Here is an 18,535-nt window from a genome sequence, read left to right on the forward strand (position 1 = left end):
AGACATTAAAAAAAGGGATCTGCCAATGGCAAATCCCTTTTTTATTGTTGTTCCAAACTAATTTATAGACCAAGTACTTCTACTCCCTGCTCAAATACCACATCCACTGGTATTCCCGCAGTTGACAGCCTGTCTAAATCGCCTTGAAGTTCTGCTCCAATATTCGCTTTTTCATCTACCAGTTTTCCAACACCTTCATAATCTCCATTACCTTGAAGCATAAGAATTTTCTCTGATAGCGCATTCATAGCATCTGTCATCTTATCATAATTGATCGTATAGTAACCATCTTCGCCCCTTTGGAATGCGCCCATTTCTTTAAAGAAATTGAATCTGATCATGTTTGCTTTACCATGCGCACTAGAAGCACCAAACCTTACAGAACGGAAAATACTAGCCATAAACGTAGTATAGTAGTCATTTAAATCGCCATCCACTTCACCTTGCTCATGTAATTTAGTAATCATATACAAGCCGAGAATATCAGCTTTACCTTCTTCTAGTGCAGATGCATTTTCTTTTAATGCTTCTCTTACTGTACCCTTACCATTAATTGTGTTTTTGATACCTAGCCCGTGCGCTACTTCATGAAACATTGTATTCGCAAAAAACGCATCAAATGTAATATGCTTTCTCTGCTCTTCAGCAATAAGCAAATCCGCTATGGGGACTAAGATTTTATCAAACTTAGCTTTCATCGCATTTTTCAATTGTGATCTTCTTGTTCCTTTCTTTAACTGCACTTCTTCATCATTAGGCAAATTCACTGCAATAGTCTTACTTCCGGCATTACAATCACCAGCATAATAAATCACATCAAATGCTGCTAGCTGAGAGTCTGTTCCCGGTGTTTCTGCTTTATATTCTGCGGCTACTGGTAAGCCCTTCTGAAGTTCAGGAAGTAGTTCAGCGTATTTAGAAAGCTTTTTACTCCAGTCCATATCTTTTACCAAAATGTACGCCTCATGTGCTGCTTTGTATCCAAAAAGCTGATCTTCATAGGTTTCAATAGGCCCAACAATCATATCCAACTGATTGGTTTTCATGTCCATCCAGGCGATATCAGAATTGTAATAGTCATCGGTAAGCAATGCCTCTGCACGTAATGCTAAATATTTCTTCAATTCAGGATTTTCTGCTAATTCAGAACATTCAGTTAACAATTGAGCAGCTCTGGTAATGTCTTCTTTAAACATCTTATTGTAAGGGATAGACTCTAAATTACCCTCATCATTTCTTCTGATAAAAGTATAAAGTGAAGCTTTATCTTCTAATTCAGCTGCTTCAAACTCTTCTTTAGTCATATCCTGTGGGTAAAAATTCGCGCCTTCAGGCTTTTCACCTACTCCATCAATAAATGCCTGGTTTCCATTTAATCTATCCCATGGGCCGTAATTGATTTCAGCGAATCTTTTTGCTCCAGAGTCAGAAATAGTATCTAATAAGGATTCTTTTTCTCCGAAAGCTTCATACCAGAAAAGTTTATCCATAATTTGAGCAACTTCTACCAGTTTTGGTATCATTTGCTTGTGGCTTTCCGACAGCTTAGAAATATCGGTTGTTAGTTTTACTGAGGTATACTTAGAGTTGAGCTCTTCGTATTTATCCATTTTTGGTTCAGCCGTAGCTTCTTCTTTTTTATCTGCAGGCTGGCACGCAGCAAATAGGAGAGCAACAAATGCACCTCTCAAAAATAATTTATACATAAAAAAAGGGTTTGGTTAAAATCTGCTTGAAATTAACCAAAACCCTAAACATTACAGTATGCCAACGCCTATTAAAGACGCGTAAAAAACTATTTTTTATTGGCTCTTATAAATCTCCAAAACTGATCTGGATCAGCACCACTTGTAGAAACCATATCAAATTGATTTCTATCTAACGATAAGCCCGTTCCCAACGAAAGCGAACTCATTGTATAGAAATTACCATTAGCAAAGCCAGGGAAAGTAACTGGCGTAAACTTCCAAAGTTGGCCGGAAAAGAAGCCACCACCTGAAGGCAAAGTTTGCATATAGGCTGGATTTCCATCGTTAGGACTTGCAGCTTCTAAATATCGATTATTAGCACACTGATGCGTAAAGGTGAAATAACCATTATTTTGTTTCTGAATTGTCCAATATACGTTACAAAAGTTTCCTGTGGTTGCATAAAATAATTGGAAAGCGCCATCAGTTGCAGCCGCAATATCAATTCCATCTCCCAATGAAGCATTTCTAAAGCGATACCAATATAAATCACTCAAGAAAACTGTTGTAAACTCAAATTCTATAGGGTAGTCATATTCATAAGGATTTCCATTAACATCCTTTATTGCAGCCCCATCAAACCACATAGAATAAAGCTGCTCGAACTCTTCTAAAGGTGTTGATGGAGTGAAAGTAATAGTTGGTCCTTCAACAGATATGGTACCATTTATAGCGGTGATCCTTTCTAATAATATTTTAAAAGTGTTTGAATTAACAGTGCTAGGATCGATATCAGCTTCAAAAGTTATTGAAAATGAAATATCATCAATTTCCATATCCTCGGCCTCATTTTCAAATGATGTACTTTGGATGGAAAAAATTACTGATTCAGTACTAAATGTATTTTCAATATTAGAAGGTAAGTTATTACCAGCTAAATCTGTTATTCCTGTTCCTACAAAAATAGAATACGTTGTAGCACCGGCAAGCGGCTCATCCAACGTATAAATGAATGAATTCCCAGAAAATGATCCTGAGCCGTCAAGGCTTCCACTTTCTCCACTTTTACGGATTTTAAATGTTTCAAAACCAATGTTCTCTACTGGTTCTGAAAACTCAACAATAATTTGAGTATTCACTGAAACATTGGAAGCCCCATTTGATGGAGTGATGCTCACCACAGTTGGAGGGGTGTTATCAGGCTCAATTTGAGTAGTAAAACGTGTGGAAAAATTAGATATCAAGCTATTTCCTGCCAAATCTGTTAGTCCAGTGCTTAGTCTTAGTAAATATTCTTCCTCAAATTCCAAATTTTCTGTAGGATCAATCGTCATTGTGCTACCGGAAATGGAAACATTTGCTTGCACCGAATTGGAAATGCCACCAGACAAAATAACTGATGTATTGGTAACAGACTCTATATCTATTGGTTCTGAAAATGAAATAGTGATAAATGAGTTAACACTCACATTTGTGGCGCCATCTACCGGACTTACGCTTAACACCGATGGCTGTATCTCATCTACTGAAGTTCCGCCACCATTGTTGGTTCCTGGGTCTTCATCCTCGTCACTTGAGCAGCCAACTGTAATTAGCAAGGCCAGAAGAAAGAATGTTGACAATGAGAAAGCAAGTAATCGTTTCATAAGTTTTTATTTTGGTTAATAGTAAATTTTGCTGATATAGAAAAACTCCAATTGCTTACTTGCTATCTTTTTGAATTCCTTAATTTTTAAATGAACTCTTTTGAGAGAATAGCAAATTCACTTGTATTTGCTGTTTTGATTTTCAATTCCATGGACTTCAATCTAATTCAGTAAAGAATCTCTATTTCGCATATCGAAAGTAAATAATGTAGAATGCTAAACGATGCGTACTGTGATCAACTGTACGAAAGTGTATATGAAAGTATCTTTTCTGGAGTATAGATAATTTGAATGTATATTGTTATTTAAATTTCTTTTTTTATTTATTAATCAATGTTTCTCGTGGAGATCACCGTTATTTAACCTAAATTCTGCATTGGCTTAATTTATAAATCAACTGATTCATGAAGTATCTTATCGTTGTCTTTTGTCTTTTCGTATGTTCCCTTCATTCCTACTCCCAATATTCAGCCATAGATAGCCTTGAGCAACTGGCCGCTAAAGCCAAACCTGGTTGGGATCAGATCGATTACTCGGTAGGGCTGGCCAGACTTTATATTGGCGGAGCCGGGGATTATGATAACTCCATGCGCCACATCAATATCATCTATAAAAATGCAGAAGAGCAAAATATACCCGTTGCACGCGCTTATGCCCTGGTGATGGAAAATATTTTCGCTTATAATATTGAGAATGACAGAGAAAAATCCATTAGAACATGCGAAGAAGCCATAAGAATAGGTAAGCAATATAATTGCAATGATGTAATCGTATTTGCAGGTTATCAACTATCTGAGAGATATAGAACAAATTTTGGAGACTTTCAAAAGTCGAGAGAAATTATAGAGGAAATTTTGACCTATATAGATGAGACGGTAGATGACAAGCACAAAGCCAATGCTATAAAAACTTATGGTTACATACTAACCAGGATGGGTGAGCCCGATAAAGGCTTTGAGTATATGGAAAAAGCTATTTCCATATTAAAAAAGATGAAAACAGATCCGTTTATAGACCCAAGAATAGGCAGGGTAAGTGCACAATATGGAGATATTGATAACCTCTTACAGTATGCCTACAATAATATGTCTGAATCCAAGTTGAGATTAGGTCGCACGGCCGGTTCAGAAGAGGATTTGAAAGAAGCTTTAAAACTTGCGCTAAAATCAGGCCGTCCGCGAATAATAGCCTGGCAATATGAACGAATGGGCTGGCATTATATTTCTAGAGGATATTACGATCAAGCCTTGGATTACTTTACTAAGAACCATAAGATACTTGAAACCTTATCATTACCCCAGCATATCGCAAATTCGAATGCCTATTTGGCTCAAGTAATGACAAAACTTGAAGATTACACCTCTGCTGATAAATACATCGATAATGCCATAAAATATTCACGAGAAAAAAGCGATTCTCTTTTTCTTCTCGAGCGTCTGATGCTCAAAGCGACAATAAATATGAGAAGGGGTTATACTGATATTGCCGAAATGCATTTTGATGAAATCAACCAAATAATCAACACTGTGAATAACCCTGAAACTTATGGGCTTTATTCTACTGTAAAAGGAGAATTTGCTCTTTATAAAGGAGACACGGACAATGCTTTAAAGGATTTTAAGAAGGCTTACCAGGTTTACAATGATGCTACTAACGGCCAGGGCAGATTAGAATCATCTTTCTGGTTGGCTAATACTTTCCTCAAATTAAAACAGTATGATTCAGCCTCTTACTACGGACAGCTAGCCATAAAATATGGTTATGAGCAAAGTAATATCGCCTACATTGAGAAAGCCCATGCGTTATTGAGTCAAATTTATGAAGAGAATAACTTGTATAAAGAATCACTTGAAAACTTCAAACTATTTTACGCATTTCACGACAGCGTTTTCAAGGCTGATGCCCAAATAAAACTCAAAGAAGAGCAAGTGAGACGTGATGTTGTGGGCTATCAGAGCGATATTAAGCTGGCAAAGGATAATGCACTTTTACTGGAGAAGCAAAACCAGTTATATTTATGGATTGGAGTTATCCTAGTAATTATTCTCGCAGGTGCGCTCTTCTTTTATTTTAAACTAAGAAATGCTAAAATAAGCATCGAACAAAAGAACAAAGAACGAGAGGTTCTTTTAAAAGAAATTCATCATCGCGTAAAGAATAACCTACAAATCATTTCTAGTTTACTCAATATTCAGTCAAGAAAATTGCAAGAAGGATCGGCCAAGAAAGCTGTAGATGAGGGCAGAAGTAGAATAAAATCCATGTCTCTCATTCATGAAAAACTGTATGGAAATGATGAGCTCTCCACCATTAACATGAGAGAGTATATTGATGAGTTGAGCTCATTCTTAAAAAATACATATAAACCCAAAAGTAATATTCAATCTCACATATCAGTAAATAATATGGCTTTGGATATAGACACCGCCATACCGCTGGGATTAATTTTAAATGAACTTATTTCTAATTCTTTTAAGTATGCATTTTCTGATAATGATGAAGGCGCTATAGATATAAGTTTAAGCCAATTAGAAGACGAGTACATTTTAAAAGTGAAAGACACTGGCCCCGGGTTTCCTGAAGATTTTGAGCGTACCAGAAGTATGGGTATGCGATTAATTCATTCACTTTCTGAACAACTTAATGGTGTGAAGCATTTTGAAAATATTGATGGTGCATTATTTACCTTAAAATTCAAAATGCGGCCAATTACTGCCCAATAACTAAAAGGTGTAGTGCAGTAATGCAAATGCTAACAAGTAAAAAAGATGAACAAAATAAGAGTTTTAATAGTTGAGGATGAATTTATTATAGCTGAAGATCTTAGGGATATTTTAGAGGAACAAGGGCATGAAGTTGTTGGCCTAGCAGGTAATTTTAATAACGGCATTCAATTGATTGAAGCTGAACTGCCCGACATCGTTTTACTTGATATCCGTATAAAAGGTGAAAAAGACGGAATAGACTTGGCCAAAGAAATTCGTCTAAAGTATAAAGTGCCATTTATATTTATTTCATCCTACTCAGATTCTGTGACAGTAAAAAGGGCGTCAGAAGTTAACCCTTATGGTTATTTAGTAAAACCATTTGAACCCGAAGATGTAAAAGTAGCTATTGAAATAGCCTTGAGCAATTTTGCTAATGAGGGTCCAAGAAATGAGTTTGTACTTAATGATTCTCTATTTGTGAAGTACAATAACCTTTCAGTAAAGGTGCCAATACAAGATATTTACTATGTGAAAGCTGAAGGAAATTATTCCATAATTCAACTACAAGAAAAAAATTATACCTTAAGATCTACCCTTAAAGATATTGGAGAGAAGCTTCCAGCAAAAGATTTTTTCAGATCGCATAAGTCATTTATCATTAACTTGAAAAAAGTGACTGCCATTAACTCTATTTATGTATATCTAGATAATTGGAAGCTGCCAATTGGAAGGCAGCAACTTCAAGATTTAATGTCTAGTATCAATAAGGTTTGAAATCATTCCACCAATTTCCTACCTCGACCAGAAACAGCGCTGACATTGAAAAACCCAATTACTTGAACGTTAGAGGTAGTGTTTTGCTTGATGATATTTGAGGAGACATTTTCCAATGGCTCAGCAAAGATTTCATCAAAGCCTCCATCTCGCTGAGTTTGAATTTGAACCTGCTGAAGAAATGCAAAAGCCTCATGCGTAACGGAATGTATTTCTACATGCAGTGAATCACCCGGTACATAGGGAACAATTTCATCCAAGTCTTCATTTAAAGGTGTAACTGCATCCTGTATAGGTTGAATAAAAACAACACCATCTATATTGCCACCTTCATTGAAGCCTGCATCATAGGCGATATTTAAATCAAAAGGATTATTCAATAACTCACCGTTTTTGTAAGCTTTAATCCAGTAGGTATCTCCCGAACCAACAGGATCGGTAGCTAAAAATTCACCATAATAACCTTCTGGTTGAAATTGATTTCGTTCCTCTTTGTAGGTATATTTAATGGAGTCTACAGGTGGCACTCTTCTTAATTCTGATTCAGCAAAAAACTGCTCACCATCAACATTTACATTAAGCTGATATCTGGAACCTATTGTTTCTATTCTGTCAGCGCTGGTGACTGGGTTCCATTCATAATATCCTGGATCAGTTTCAATAAATTCAAATGTTTTGTTTTCTGATGTAACTGTAATATTGGCTCCGGTCACAGATTCGTACTCGCCAGCATCAAAATATGGCTGTGTTAATGTTAGTCTAATAACCTGGGTTTCCATTTTGTCATTAATCCACGCATCGACCACATAAGCTGGTGGAGCATCTTTCAAGTCCACATCAATTGTTTCCTCACAAGCAAACAAGAATGAAATAAAGACGATATATAAACTAAACTTCTTCATATTAGAATGTGAAATTGTATGATATAGCCGGTACCGGTGCACCAATTATCGAAAATTGATTTGCTGCTGTTTCGGTAGGATCACCGGGAACTACCCTACCTTCTTTCTGTGAAAAGAAAATCGAAAATGGGTTTTTATTACCGTAGACATTATAAATAGAGAAAACGAAGTAGTCATCCACTTTTCTCTCACTTCTGTTTTTGCCTGGTAGCCACTTCACACCAATATCTAATCTATGTGTTGCGGGTATTCTCAAATTATTTCTTTCATCGTAATAATCATAAGGAATGGTAATGCCTTGTATTTCAAACCTTGATGTTGGTGCCGTTACTGGCGAACCAGACACGTATGTAAAATTGGCCGATAAAGAAGTTCTCTCAGATAGTTTATACTCACCAAAGAGCTTCAAATTATGAGTTTGATCAAATCTGGTTGGATACCATTCATTATTATTTATTCCTTCAGTTTTTAATTCCGATCTGCCCAGCGTGTAGCTCAACCAACCATTTATTTTACCCGCATTCTTCTTGATACTTAGTTCAAGACCATACGCTCTACCTTCGCCACTTATCAAGTCTCCTTCCAGAAATTCATTGATAAAAATATCCGCACCTCGAACATACTCAACCTGATTATCTGTTTCTCTGTAATACCCCTCAATAGAAGTTTCAAAGGCATTGCCTCCACCAAAATTTCTAAAATATCCTAGCGCATACTGATCTCCCACCTGTGGTTTAATATTATTGGTACTGGGTGTCCATAAATCGATGGGTGTTGGTGCAGCGGTATTTGAAACCAGATGAATATACTGGGCAGTTCGAGTATAACTTGCCTTTATAGAGCTTAAACCCAATGAATACCGGATGGAAGCTCTTGGTTCCAAGTATCCATAATCTGCAATTACATCATTAGAACCAACATCCTCTGAACCAATCAACTCCTTTCTTTCACCTGCGTTAGGATAAGAGTATTCATACTTGGTGCCTTCGCCTAAATAAAGAAATGAAGAATACCTTAGTCCATACCTTAAAGTAATTCGGTCATTCACTTTCTGTGTATTATCTATATAAACAGCACTTTCCAAAGCGAATTTCTTGTCTAAGCTAATATCCTGAGTAACGCCATCAGATACACCCACTGCTTCGGCAGGATTAAATTTATAGTAGGTAGATTCACCACCTATTGTCAACTCATTATTCGTATTAAGAAAGTAATTGAAGTATGGCTTAAATGTGTAGGTAACAATGCGTGAATCCCAGTCAAATTTGTCCAGATCATTTTCGCCAAAGCTAAAGCCATAATCAAAAGTACTTACGATAAAAGCAAAGTTTGAAAACAGGCGATCGTTAAATAGATGATTCCATCGTAATGTCCCTGTGGTATTCCCCCAACTAAAGCCTTGTCGTTCATCAAAACGAAAAACGTCTCTTCCAAAATATCCGGAAAGATAAAGTCTGTTCTTCTCATTAATGTTGTAATTTACTTTCGTAGTTAAATCGTAGAAAAACAACGTTGCTCCATCCGTAAATGGTTTTGCCAGAATGTCGATATAAGATCTCCTGCCTGCCACAAAATATGATGCCTTATCTTTTTTAATCGGGCCCTGAACAGCCAGCCTGCTAAAAACTGTACCGACTCCCCCTGATATAGTTCGTTTCTTCGAGTTACCTTCTTTCATTCTTACATCCAGTATTGAGGCTAGTCGTCCACCATAATTGGCAGGTATAGCTCCTTTAATGAGTTTAACATCTTTAACTGCATCTGGATTGAACACTGAGAAGAAGCCAAATAAATGGGATGAGTTGTAAACTGGTGCATCATCCAGCAATACAAGGTTTTGACCAACGCCCCCACCTCTTACATTAAATCCTGAAGAACCCTCACCAACAGAACTGACGCCCGGCAGCAATTGAATACTCTTTAACACATCTACTTCACCAAGAAATGCCGGAATTTTTTCGATGGTTTTAATGTCCAACTTTTCCGCACTCATTTCAATATCTTGGACATTGGCATCTAGTGCCTCGTCAGTTATAACAATTTCCTCGAGTTCTTTACTTTCAGGTTCCAGCTCAACATCCTTACGTGTGCTGGAAGTGAGATTAACTTTCTCGGTGAGGTTATTAAATGAAATATAGCTGTATTGAATGGTGTACTCACCTTTTGGTAGCGTGATGGAATAAAAACCATACACATTAGTTGATGTACCGGTTTTAAGTTCTTCAATGTAAACCGTTGCACCTATCAGTGCTTCGCCATCATCTACATTTTTGACATACCCGTTAAGAGTTACTTTGTCCTGACCTTTACTTGTTATTGCCGATAGAATTAATATCGACAGAAACATCCATTTCTGCATGCCGCTAAGTTATTCCTATAAATATTTCTAAGACAGCTGAATCGGGTTAATTGTTCATTAAATAATCAATTAATCTGTAACTTCTATTGTTTCGAATACCATAGAGCTACATTGGAAGAATCCTAATGCCCCGCCCGAGATATTATTTCGCGGGTTTACAGGTGGTGAACCAAACATACCACCATCACTTTGAAGAAGATTGATCAAATCATTATAATAAATGAAACCGGCATTAGATATGCTATACATTTCAACCCTACCAATATCTCCTGGTTTGTAGAAACCCGAAGTCGGAACTCCATTAATTTCTTCAGCAATGAGTTTGTCATCTGAAAAATAGATGTCATTAGGGCTATCTAATAGCAAAGTATCATTTCTGTAAAATTTGAATAGATAAAAATCTTCAGTTTGCTGAGGTTCCTTTGCATAGAACAATACTTCATAAAAGTATCCCTCATCTTCAGGGTCCTCAAATTCATCTTCATTAATTCTAACCGATAAAGAATCAATTGCAGTTACGGGAAAGAGTTGATCCTGAGCAGTATATCTGGTGCCGTCTACATCCACTACAAGAGTGTAGGTTCTACCTGGTATTCCTCGAAATGAAAGAGTTGAAAAATAATATCCTTCATAAGCTGACTGATCATTTGGATTATGTTCGTAGGTATAGGTAACTGAACCGTCAGTCACATAAACATTCGCATCACGAATTGGCTCAGAAGATTCATCGGAATAAAAATTTACTGAGCGACTAATTTTCACGTATTGTGTTGTTTGACGATCAAGAACCAATCCTTCAATTACAACTATCGGTTCAGCGGAATCCAAATCTAATTGTACTACCTCTTCACAGGAGAATAGAACAACTAAGCCGAATAATAAAATTGCAAAATTCTTCATCTTAAAATCTAATATTATATGTTACTGATGGTAAAATTGGAAATAAGGAAAGCTGCACCGCTTCTTTCTCATTGCTATAATCACCATTATCTAATTCTTTTAAACGTGTGTAGATTGTGAATGTATTTTGTCTGCTGTAGACATTATAAATGGAGAACACCCAACTGCTTTGCCATTTTCTCCCTCTATTCTTCTTTGGAACGTATGTCGCTGAAAAATCAAGCCGATGAAAATCAGGTAACTGATACCCATTTCTTTCAGTGATATAATCCACCTGATAGCCATCGTATTCATATCTGCCTGCAGGAACAGTAATAGGCCTACCTGAAGAATAAGTGAAATTACTACCAAATTGCCACTGCTCATTTAAATCATAGGTAGCCACTAAGTTTAGCGCATGTCTTCTATCGTAATTGGCAAGAAAGGTAGTGTTGTTGTTTACCCCTGGCACATCTCTTTCAGCTTTGGATAGTGTATAACTAGCAAAGCCCGTTAAATCGCCTTTTTTCTTTTGTAACATCAATTCCAATCCATAAGCCTGAGAAGTTCCTTGTCTATATTCAGTAACTAAATCCCTATTAAAAAATAGCTGTGCGTTATCTGCAAAGTCCGTCACATTCTGAATGTCTTTATAATACACTTCAGCTGAAAGTTCATAGGCGTTGTCCTTCAAGTTTCTGAAATATCCCAGTGCCACCTGATCTGCCAATTGAGGCTCTAAATATGGGCTACTTGGGCTCCAAGTATTAAAAGGTATAGGTACAGTTCCGCTGGAAATTAGGTGTGTGTTTTGAACCATCCTATTATAGGAAGCCTTAATAGAACTGTATGCATTCAACATATATCTTGCTGAAAAGCGAGGCTCCAGATTTACGTAGGTTTTAATATTCTCAAACGAGCCATAAGAGACACTATCTATTCTATTAGGATCAATATTGTCTTTAGGATCTTCATAGATATAAACCGTCTGATCACCTATATTTTGGAAAATAGATAAGCGAAGACCGTATCTCAGCGTTAGTCGGTCACTAACTTTTTGTTGATTGCCCAGATAAAATGCATGGTCTAACGCAAACATTTCATCTAACTGCTGTCTTGAAAATAGAGAGGTTTCTGATGTTGGTTTTAGGTCGCCTGGTTCAAACCTGCGGTAAGTAACATGGTAGCCAAATTCCAACTCATTAGAAGTACTTAAAAAGTAGTTAAGATCTTCTTTAAAAGTAAATTCTTGAAGGTTCGATCTCCAGTCAAATCCCTGGGCAGGATCATCAAATTTCAGTTGATAGTCGAAGTTGCTGGCTATGAGTGAAGTGTTGGAAAACAAGCGCTCGTTAAAGAGGTGATTCCATCTGAAAGTGCTGGTAGCATTGCCCCAATTGAAACCAAATGTATCTCCAAAATCAAATACATCTCTACCTAAATATAAGGCAAAGAAAAACCGGTTGTTGTTATTGTGCTTCCAGTTTACTTTGGCGTTTACATCGTAAAAAAACACCGTATTTTCTTCATCAGCGGCTTTCAGGAAAAGGTCAACATAAGATCTTCTGCCGGATAGAATAAATGAGCTTTTGTCTTTCTTAATTGGGCCCTCCAACATAAACCTGCTGGCCAAAAGACCCAAGCCTGCTGCTCCGCCTAACTTTTTATTATTACCATCTTTGGTTCTCACTTCTAAAATGGATGAAAGCCTGCCGCCATATTTTGATGGTATTCCACCTTTATATAATTCAGAGTCTTTAATCACATCAGCATTAAATACTGAAAACAAACCGAATAAATGGGAGGGGTCGTAGATAGGAGCTTCGTCTATGAGTATTAAGTTTTGATCTGCCGAACCTCCACGAACGAAAAAGCTCGAAGTACCTTCACCTGCACTAATTACTCCTGGCAGTAATTGAATGGTTTTAATTATATCCGGCTCACCAAAAAGCGCAGGTAGTTTCTTTACTTGCTTGATATCAAGGTCATTCTTACTCATTTTAATATCAGAAACATTCGCATCCAGCGCCTCATCAGTAATCACTATTTCTTCCATTTCTGTGGCCAGAACTGGTAGTTCCACATTCAATTCAACATCCGATGTTAGTGAAACAGATTTTTCGATCGTCTGATAACCGATATAAGAATATTGGATAGAGTATTCTCCGGGCGTTAGACTAAGCGCATAGAAGCCGTAAACATTGGTGACCGTCCCAGATGATTTTTCTTTTATTACTACAGTAGCACCAATTAATTCTTCGCCATTTTCAGCGTCTTTTACATAGCCGTTTATTGTGTATTTTGTTTGAGCGTGTGCTGTATTAAGCGCAAAAAAAATCGTAGTAAGAAAAACTACGAAAAAAGTGTATTTCATTTCAGTTGGTTTGAGTTTCAGATTTCTGTCACGAAAATGACATTAAAAGGTTCTGATTTATCCGAAAAATTATTGAAATGTTAATATTCAAAGCGAAGTTTAATATTATTACCGAAGAATGAAATACAAACCACCTAAAATTTATCTCAACTCTCACTTTGAGACCATTATTCCAGCTCTTTTTAGAAAAGTGAGCTTTGAACCTTACTCAAGAGAACGAATTAAAACGCCAGATGATGATTTTCTTGATTTAGACTGGGTGACTCAAGACAGTAATAAATTGGTTATTATTTCTCATGGTCTTGAAGGCAACAGTGAAAAACCATACGTGCGTGGAATGGGCAAAGCTTTTTATTCGGAAGGATATGATGTGTGCGCCTGGAATTACAGAGGTTGTAGTGGTGAGGTAAACAAAAAACTACGGTTTTACCATAGTGGCGCGACTGACGATTTAGATACAGTTGTTAAACATTGCCTTAATAAAAATTATGATGAGTTGGTTCTTGTTGGATTTAGCCTTGGCGGAAATATTACGCTCAAATATTTAGGTGAACAAGGTCAAAATGTAACTAAGAAAATATCAAAGGCCGTTGCCATTTCAGTACCTGTAAATCTTCATACGAGTTGTATTAAAATATCTAAACCCGGCAACCTGGTTTATTCAAAGCGCTTTTTAAGAAATTTAAAGAAGAAGGTTCGTAATAAAGCCAGGATAATGCCTGATCAGCTAGATATTAAAGGTTTGGGGGCTATTTCTACTTTAATCGAATTTGACAATCGATACACAGCTCCAATTCATGGCTTCAATGATGCGGTCGATTATTACACAAAATGTAGTTCATTGTATTTTTTAGATTCTATAGCTCGTCCAACATTAGTTATAAACGCCAAAAACGATCCATTTCTTTCTGAAGATTGCTACCCAACAAAACAGTTAGAAAACCATCCATTTGTTACTCTTGAAATTCCGGATTATGGAGGGCATGTTGGGTTTACAGAATTTAATGATGAAAAAATGTATTGGTCTGAAAAAAGAGCAGTTGCATTTGCCAGTACCTCTGAAGGTTGACCTTAAAATTATTAATTTAGTAGCATGGGTGATCGTTATACAATAACAGCTCTTGCGAGTGTACTGAGCCAGCGTTTTAATGTGGAGGTTACTTCCGGCTATAAACCAAAGTACAATGCCGCACCCACACAATTGTTGCCAATAATTACTCAAGGCAGCAAAGGCATATCCTACTTTTATTGGGGACAAATTCCTGATTGGTCGAATAACAAGCCATTAAGTAATAAACTTCTGTTTGGCTCGATTGAGGAAATAACTCAGAAGGCTTCATTGGCCAAATCATTAACCCAAACACGCTGTATCATCCCTATGGATGGCTACTACGAATGGAAACGAATAAGTAAGAAAGGAAGAGTAGCGCACCGAATTATTTTTGGAGATAATGAAATAATTGGAGTGGCTGGTCTGTGGGAAGAATTTGAAGGCGATGAAGGTGAAATGCATCATACTTTTAAAATACTAACCACATCAGCTAATGAAGCTATAGAACCAATGAATACCAGAATGCCTGCAATCATTGAAAGAGACAAAGAAGAAGAATGGCTAAAAAGTAATGCATCAGCTGAAGAACTAATTTCAATGATATCGCCCTACCCTGCCAATAAAATCCATATTTACAGCGTTTCACCTAAAATTGAAGATATTAAAAACGAAGGTGAGCATCTCATTAAACCTTTTGCTCCTGCCGACCAGTTTGGTAATTACTCCCTATTCGATTGAAAAAATTATTACTTGTTTTCTTATTTATTGCCGGCAACCTAACAGGTTTTGCCCAAGATAAAGTTGATCTGCTTATTAGAAGCGAAAAAATATTAGCCGCTGGTGATACCACTCGAGCATTAGCAGCATTTAACGAAACACTTAGAATTTACCCTGAAAGTTTTGCTGCAGCGTTAAGACTCTCTGAAATCTACTATCAAATAAAGGATTATGATATGGCCATTCAGTACTGTAATGTTGGGCTCGACATTACTGATGATTTGATTGAATCTACTGAAAGATCACTTAATATATTGGGTATGGAACCGGATTCATCAAATAGATTCCGGAAGTTCACTACCGATCAGGCCTATATGCATCATCTGAAAGGTAAAATTCGATTACAGCAAAGCAGATTACTAGATGCTGAAGAAGAATATAAAAAAGCATTGAAACTTCACCCAACCAATCAATCGATCGTTTTAAGTCTGGCCGAAGTTCTATCAGAACAGGGCAGATTAAATGAAACTAAACTTGTTTTAAACAAGGCGATCAAAAGAGATACTTCCAATATCCAGGTTCGGATGACACTCGGTTCACTCTATAAATCATTGGGTAATACCGATTCTGCCAAATACCATTGGAATAAAATAGTAAAAATTAACCCTAACTATAAATGGGTATATCTTCAACTTGGAAATCTTCATACAGATCTTTTGCAACCGAAAAAAGCAATTACCCAATATGACAGATTTATTGAATTGGATACCACATCAGCAGAGGTTTACTATAGAAGGGCAGTCTTAAAAATTGAACAAACTGAATATTCTTCGGCTTTGAATGATTGGGGGAAAGTTGTAGAACTTGATTCTCAAAATGCAGATGCTTATAGAAATAAGGGTCTTACCAATTTTCAGCTTGAGAATTACGAAAAAGCAATACTGGATTTTGAAAACGCGCTTTTATATCAGCCTAAACAAAATTATACACACGTTAATATTGGTTACTGCTACTACCTGCTAAACAAACCTAAAACTGCCCTAGAATATATTAATAAAGGGCTTGAAATAAAGCCGGATTATCCGCTAGGCCACTATTTCAAAGCATTGACCTATTATCAGTTAAGAAAGAGAAAAAAAGCCTGCCATTCACTTTCTAAAGCATTAGAACTTGGTTTTAATGAGCATGAAGTTGTTAAAGGATTATTAGAAAAGTGCCTCTAAAGATTACGATAAAGCGAATTACTATTGTATGGAACCCTATTTCACTTTTGAGAGTTATAGTGTTATCTTTGCAACCTTAACTAATACGTAAATTCAATACGTTATTTAATGAATTACAAATCAATAAAATTTTCGAGGGATCAAGAGTTCAACTTTATAGGTGTACTCAGGAAACGTGTAGGAGAATACTTCGAGAAAAACAAAATCTCAAAATATGGTAACAGTACCATGTTTTGGAAATCGTTTATACTGCTTACAGCCTATGCAATACCTTATGTATTGTTAATCACAGGTGTAATAACTAATGTTTGGCTAATGTTAGCTGCATGGATGTTTATGGGAGCTACAATGTCTGGCATCGGATTTTCTATTATGCATGATGCGAACCATGGAGCCTATTCCCAAAACAAAACTATTAACAAATACATGGGCTATGTCATCAACCTGGTTGGTGGTAGCTCAGTAAACTGGAAAATACAGCACAATGTGCTACACCATACTTATACGAATGTAGAAGGCGTGGACGAGGATATTGATCCGGGAATTTTGATGAGATTATCGCCTCATGCCAAGCATTACAAAATGCATAGATTACAGCATATATATGGGTGGTTTCTTTACTCGTTAATGACTTTTCTTTGGATCACTACAAAAGATTTCAGACAGCTATTCAGATATAAGAAAATGGGTTTAACAAAGGCTCAAAATGTGAATGTAGGATGGCAATTAACCAAGCTGGCACTGAGCAAGGTAGTATACTATACAATCTTTTTAGCAATTCCATTGTTAACCATTGCCGCCCCTTGGTGGATAATTGTTATTCACTTTATAGCCATGCACATGGTAGCAGGATTTATTTTAGGTATTGTATTTCAGCCGGCACACGTGATGCCAACTACTCAGTATCCATTGCCTGATGAGGAAGGAAATTTAGAAAATGACTGGGCAATACATCAGTTATATACTACTACCAATTTTAGTCCTAACAACTGGTTTTTAAACTGGTATGTAGGAGGATTAAACTTTCAGGTAGAGCATCACTTGTTCCCAACAATATGCCATGTGCACTATAAAAAGCTATCTGCTATTGTTAGAAAAACAGCAGAAGAGTTTGGACTGCCTTATCATCAGCAGCCAACTTTCTGGAAAGCCATTTCATTACATGCTTCCATGTTGAAGCAATTAGGGCAACCTGAAAAAGTAAGAGCATAAAAAAAGGAGGTTAAAACCTCCTTTTTTTTGTTAATTGCCTGCTTGTGGGCTACCAAATACTTTTCGTAAAATGTCACTTGCCCAGGCGAAAGGATCTGCCCTGATTTGTTTTTCTTCTTCACCTACTAAATGAAACAATCCATCCACAGCCTTCTCAGTTGCATAACCTTCGATAGATTCAGGTAACTCAACGCCTAAATCAATTACATCAGAAACGGTTACTGATCCCAAACCGTAGTTGTAGCTGTAATTCATAAAGCCAACAAGGTCAGAATAAATTGCCAAGGCCTTTGTATTACCTAATGCAGTAGTTAAATCTGGAGTAAAGGCTGTTACTAAGGCATTTGAGGTATTGGTTTGAAAGTACTCCGTTGCAGCTGTTTCACCTCCTTGTAATATTCCTAAACCGTCAGAAATACTAATACCTGTTATAGCATCAATAAATATAGGCTTCGCCTTCACTGCAGCACTCTCAGCACCGCGATTCATTGCGGTAATTAGCTCCTCAAAAGGGTCAGATTCTATATTTGGCGCCACCAAAACGTAAGCATCCAAAAGGGTCTGGTAAGGTATATCTCCTATGATTGGAACATTAACTGCTCCATTATCAACCGTGTTTTTTAATGTTTGAATTTCTGGAGGCAATAATATTTTAATGGCCTGATTTTGCAAATACCCATTAACAGCTGATGCTGAAGTAACTGAACTATCAGTTCCCACAGTCAAAGCTTCTTTTAAACCTTGCACAATTTCATCATCCGTTAAACCTGCATTAAGTACGTCATTTACCTCATCGCATGAAGCAAAACCAATAACTAGTGCTGAGCATAATATTAGTTTAGTAAATAGTCTCATCTTCCCTTCTTTTTATTTAATGTATTAATAAAGTTAATTAATTAGATTTTAACTTCAAGTCAAAAGTAATGCCAACTCATACTGTTTAATTATGAAGTATGTATCATTAATAGGCTATACTTTAGATGGTAACCTAACATGTAATAA

The 18,535-nt window shown here is 36.6% G+C and carries 13 protein-coding genes; 6 read left to right on the top strand and 7 right to left on the bottom strand.

Annotation, left to right across the window (positions count from 1 at the left end; all coding sequences use genetic code 11):
• Positions 1-62 precede the first annotated feature (62 nt).
• Positions 63-1,706 carry a dipeptidyl-peptidase 3 family protein gene (locus JR347_RS15870; RefSeq protein WP_205721565.1) on the bottom strand — a complete coding sequence of 548 codons (1,644 nt, stop codon included), beginning with the start codon at positions 1,704-1,706 and terminating at the stop codon, positions 63-65.
• Between the two features lie 89 nt (positions 1,707-1,795).
• Entirely contained in the window at positions 1,796-3,334 is a 1,539-nt protein-coding gene (locus JR347_RS15875; protein WP_205721566.1) for an Ig-like domain-containing protein, read from the bottom strand.
• A 404-nt stretch (positions 3,335-3,738) separates the two neighbouring features.
• On the opposite strand from JR347_RS15875, the gene JR347_RS15880 reads away from it, so the two are divergent.
• Entirely contained in the window at positions 3,739-6,057 is a 2,319-nt protein-coding gene (locus JR347_RS15880) for a tetratricopeptide repeat-containing sensor histidine kinase (RefSeq protein WP_205721567.1), read from the top strand.
• Positions 6,058-6,102: 45 nt separating this feature from the next.
• The gene (locus JR347_RS15885) at positions 6,103-6,816 is read left to right on the top strand and encodes a LytR/AlgR family response regulator transcription factor (RefSeq protein WP_205721568.1); all 714 of its coding nucleotides are present in this window, start codon (positions 6,103-6,105) and stop codon (positions 6,814-6,816) included.
• A 2-nt stretch (positions 6,817-6,818) separates the two neighbouring features.
• Here JR347_RS15885 and JR347_RS15890 read toward each other — a convergent pair whose 3' ends face one another.
• The 4 genes from JR347_RS15890 to JR347_RS15905 all read right to left on the bottom strand — a co-directional run bounded on the left by JR347_RS15890 (position 6,819) and on the right by JR347_RS15905 (position 13,330).
• On the bottom strand, positions 6,819-7,718 hold the full coding sequence (locus JR347_RS15890) for a DUF4249 domain-containing protein (RefSeq protein ID WP_205721569.1): 900 nt from the start codon (positions 7,716-7,718) through the stop codon (positions 6,819-6,821).
• A gap of 1 nt (position 7,719) precedes the next feature.
• A complete protein-coding gene (locus JR347_RS15895) occupies positions 7,720-10,077 on the bottom strand; it encodes a TonB-dependent receptor (protein WP_235689696.1) in 2,358 nt (785 codons plus the stop codon).
• Positions 10,078-10,146: 69 nt separating this feature from the next.
• A complete protein-coding gene (locus tag JR347_RS15900) occupies positions 10,147-10,977 on the bottom strand; it encodes a DUF4249 domain-containing protein (RefSeq protein ID WP_205721570.1) in 831 nt (276 codons plus the stop codon).
• 1 nt (position 10,978) lies between these two features.
• Positions 10,979-13,330, bottom strand: a complete 2,352-nt coding sequence (locus JR347_RS15905) for a TonB-dependent receptor (protein WP_205721571.1) — start codon at positions 13,328-13,330, stop codon at positions 10,979-10,981.
• A gap of 118 nt (positions 13,331-13,448) precedes the next feature.
• Here JR347_RS15905 and JR347_RS15910 point away from each other — a divergent pair, with 118 nt between their 5' ends.
• The 4 genes from JR347_RS15910 to JR347_RS15925 all read left to right on the top strand — a co-directional run bounded on the left by JR347_RS15910 (position 13,449) and on the right by JR347_RS15925 (position 17,533).
• On the top strand, positions 13,449-14,399 hold the full coding sequence (locus tag JR347_RS15910) for a YheT family hydrolase (protein WP_205721572.1): 951 nt from the start codon (positions 13,449-13,451) through the stop codon (positions 14,397-14,399).
• Between the two features lie 24 nt (positions 14,400-14,423).
• A complete protein-coding gene (locus JR347_RS15915) occupies positions 14,424-15,119 on the top strand; it encodes an SOS response-associated peptidase (RefSeq protein WP_205721573.1) in 696 nt (231 codons plus the stop codon).
• The gene (locus tag JR347_RS15920) at positions 15,116-16,321 is read left to right on the top strand and encodes a tetratricopeptide repeat protein (protein WP_205721574.1); all 1,206 of its coding nucleotides are present in this window, start codon (positions 15,116-15,118) and stop codon (positions 16,319-16,321) included. Before JR347_RS15915 ends, JR347_RS15920 begins: the two co-directional genes overlap by 4 nt.
• A gap of 108 nt (positions 16,322-16,429) precedes the next feature.
• Positions 16,430-17,533 carry a fatty acid desaturase family protein gene (locus JR347_RS15925; protein WP_235689697.1) on the top strand — a complete coding sequence of 368 codons (1,104 nt, stop codon included), beginning with the start codon at positions 16,430-16,432 and terminating at the stop codon, positions 17,531-17,533.
• 30 nt (positions 17,534-17,563) lie between these two features.
• On the opposite strand, the gene JR347_RS15930 is transcribed toward JR347_RS15925, so the two are convergent.
• Positions 17,564-18,388: a DUF4197 domain-containing protein gene (locus JR347_RS15930; protein WP_205721575.1), complete on the bottom strand. Its 825-nt coding sequence runs from the start codon at positions 18,386-18,388 to the stop codon at positions 17,564-17,566.
• Positions 18,389-18,535 lie beyond the last annotated feature (147 nt).

Source organism: Fulvivirga lutea (assembly GCF_017068455.1).
GTDB lineage: Bacteria > Bacteroidota > Bacteroidia > Cytophagales > Cyclobacteriaceae > Fulvivirga > Fulvivirga lutea.

What these genes read in the sequence shown, in the direction of transcription:
- JR347_RS15870 (WP_205721565.1), bottom strand. Translation starts at nt 1,706, where the DNA reads ATGTATAAATTATTTTTGAGAGGTGCATTTGTTGCTCTCCTATTTGCT.
- JR347_RS15875 (WP_205721566.1), bottom strand. Translation starts at nt 3,334, where the DNA reads ATGAAACGATTACTTGCTTTCTCATTGTCAACATTCTTTCTTCTGGCC.
- JR347_RS15880 (WP_205721567.1), top strand. Translation starts at nt 3,739, where the DNA reads ATGAAGTATCTTATCGTTGTCTTTTGTCTTTTCGTATGTTCCCTTCAT.
- JR347_RS15885 (WP_205721568.1), top strand. Translation starts at nt 6,103, where the DNA reads ATGAACAAAATAAGAGTTTTAATAGTTGAGGATGAATTTATTATAGCT.
- JR347_RS15890 (WP_205721569.1), bottom strand. Translation starts at nt 7,718, where the DNA reads ATGAAGAAGTTTAGTTTATATATCGTCTTTATTTCATTCTTGTTTGCT.
- JR347_RS15895 (WP_235689696.1), bottom strand. Translation starts at nt 10,077, where the DNA reads ATGCAGAAATGGATGTTTCTGTCGATATTAATTCTATCGGCAATAACA.
- JR347_RS15900 (WP_205721570.1), bottom strand. Translation starts at nt 10,977, where the DNA reads ATGAAGAATTTTGCAATTTTATTATTCGGCTTAGTTGTTCTATTCTCC.
- JR347_RS15905 (WP_205721571.1), bottom strand. Translation starts at nt 13,330, where the DNA reads ATGAAATACACTTTTTTCGTAGTTTTTCTTACTACGATTTTTTTTGCG.
- JR347_RS15910 (WP_205721572.1), top strand. Translation starts at nt 13,449, where the DNA reads ATGAAATACAAACCACCTAAAATTTATCTCAACTCTCACTTTGAGACC.
- JR347_RS15915 (WP_205721573.1), top strand. Translation starts at nt 14,424, where the DNA reads ATGGGTGATCGTTATACAATAACAGCTCTTGCGAGTGTACTGAGCCAG.
- JR347_RS15925 (WP_235689697.1), top strand. Translation starts at nt 16,430, where the DNA reads ATGAATTACAAATCAATAAAATTTTCGAGGGATCAAGAGTTCAACTTT.
- JR347_RS15930 (WP_205721575.1), bottom strand. Translation starts at nt 18,388, where the DNA reads ATGAGACTATTTACTAAACTAATATTATGCTCAGCACTAGTTATTGGT.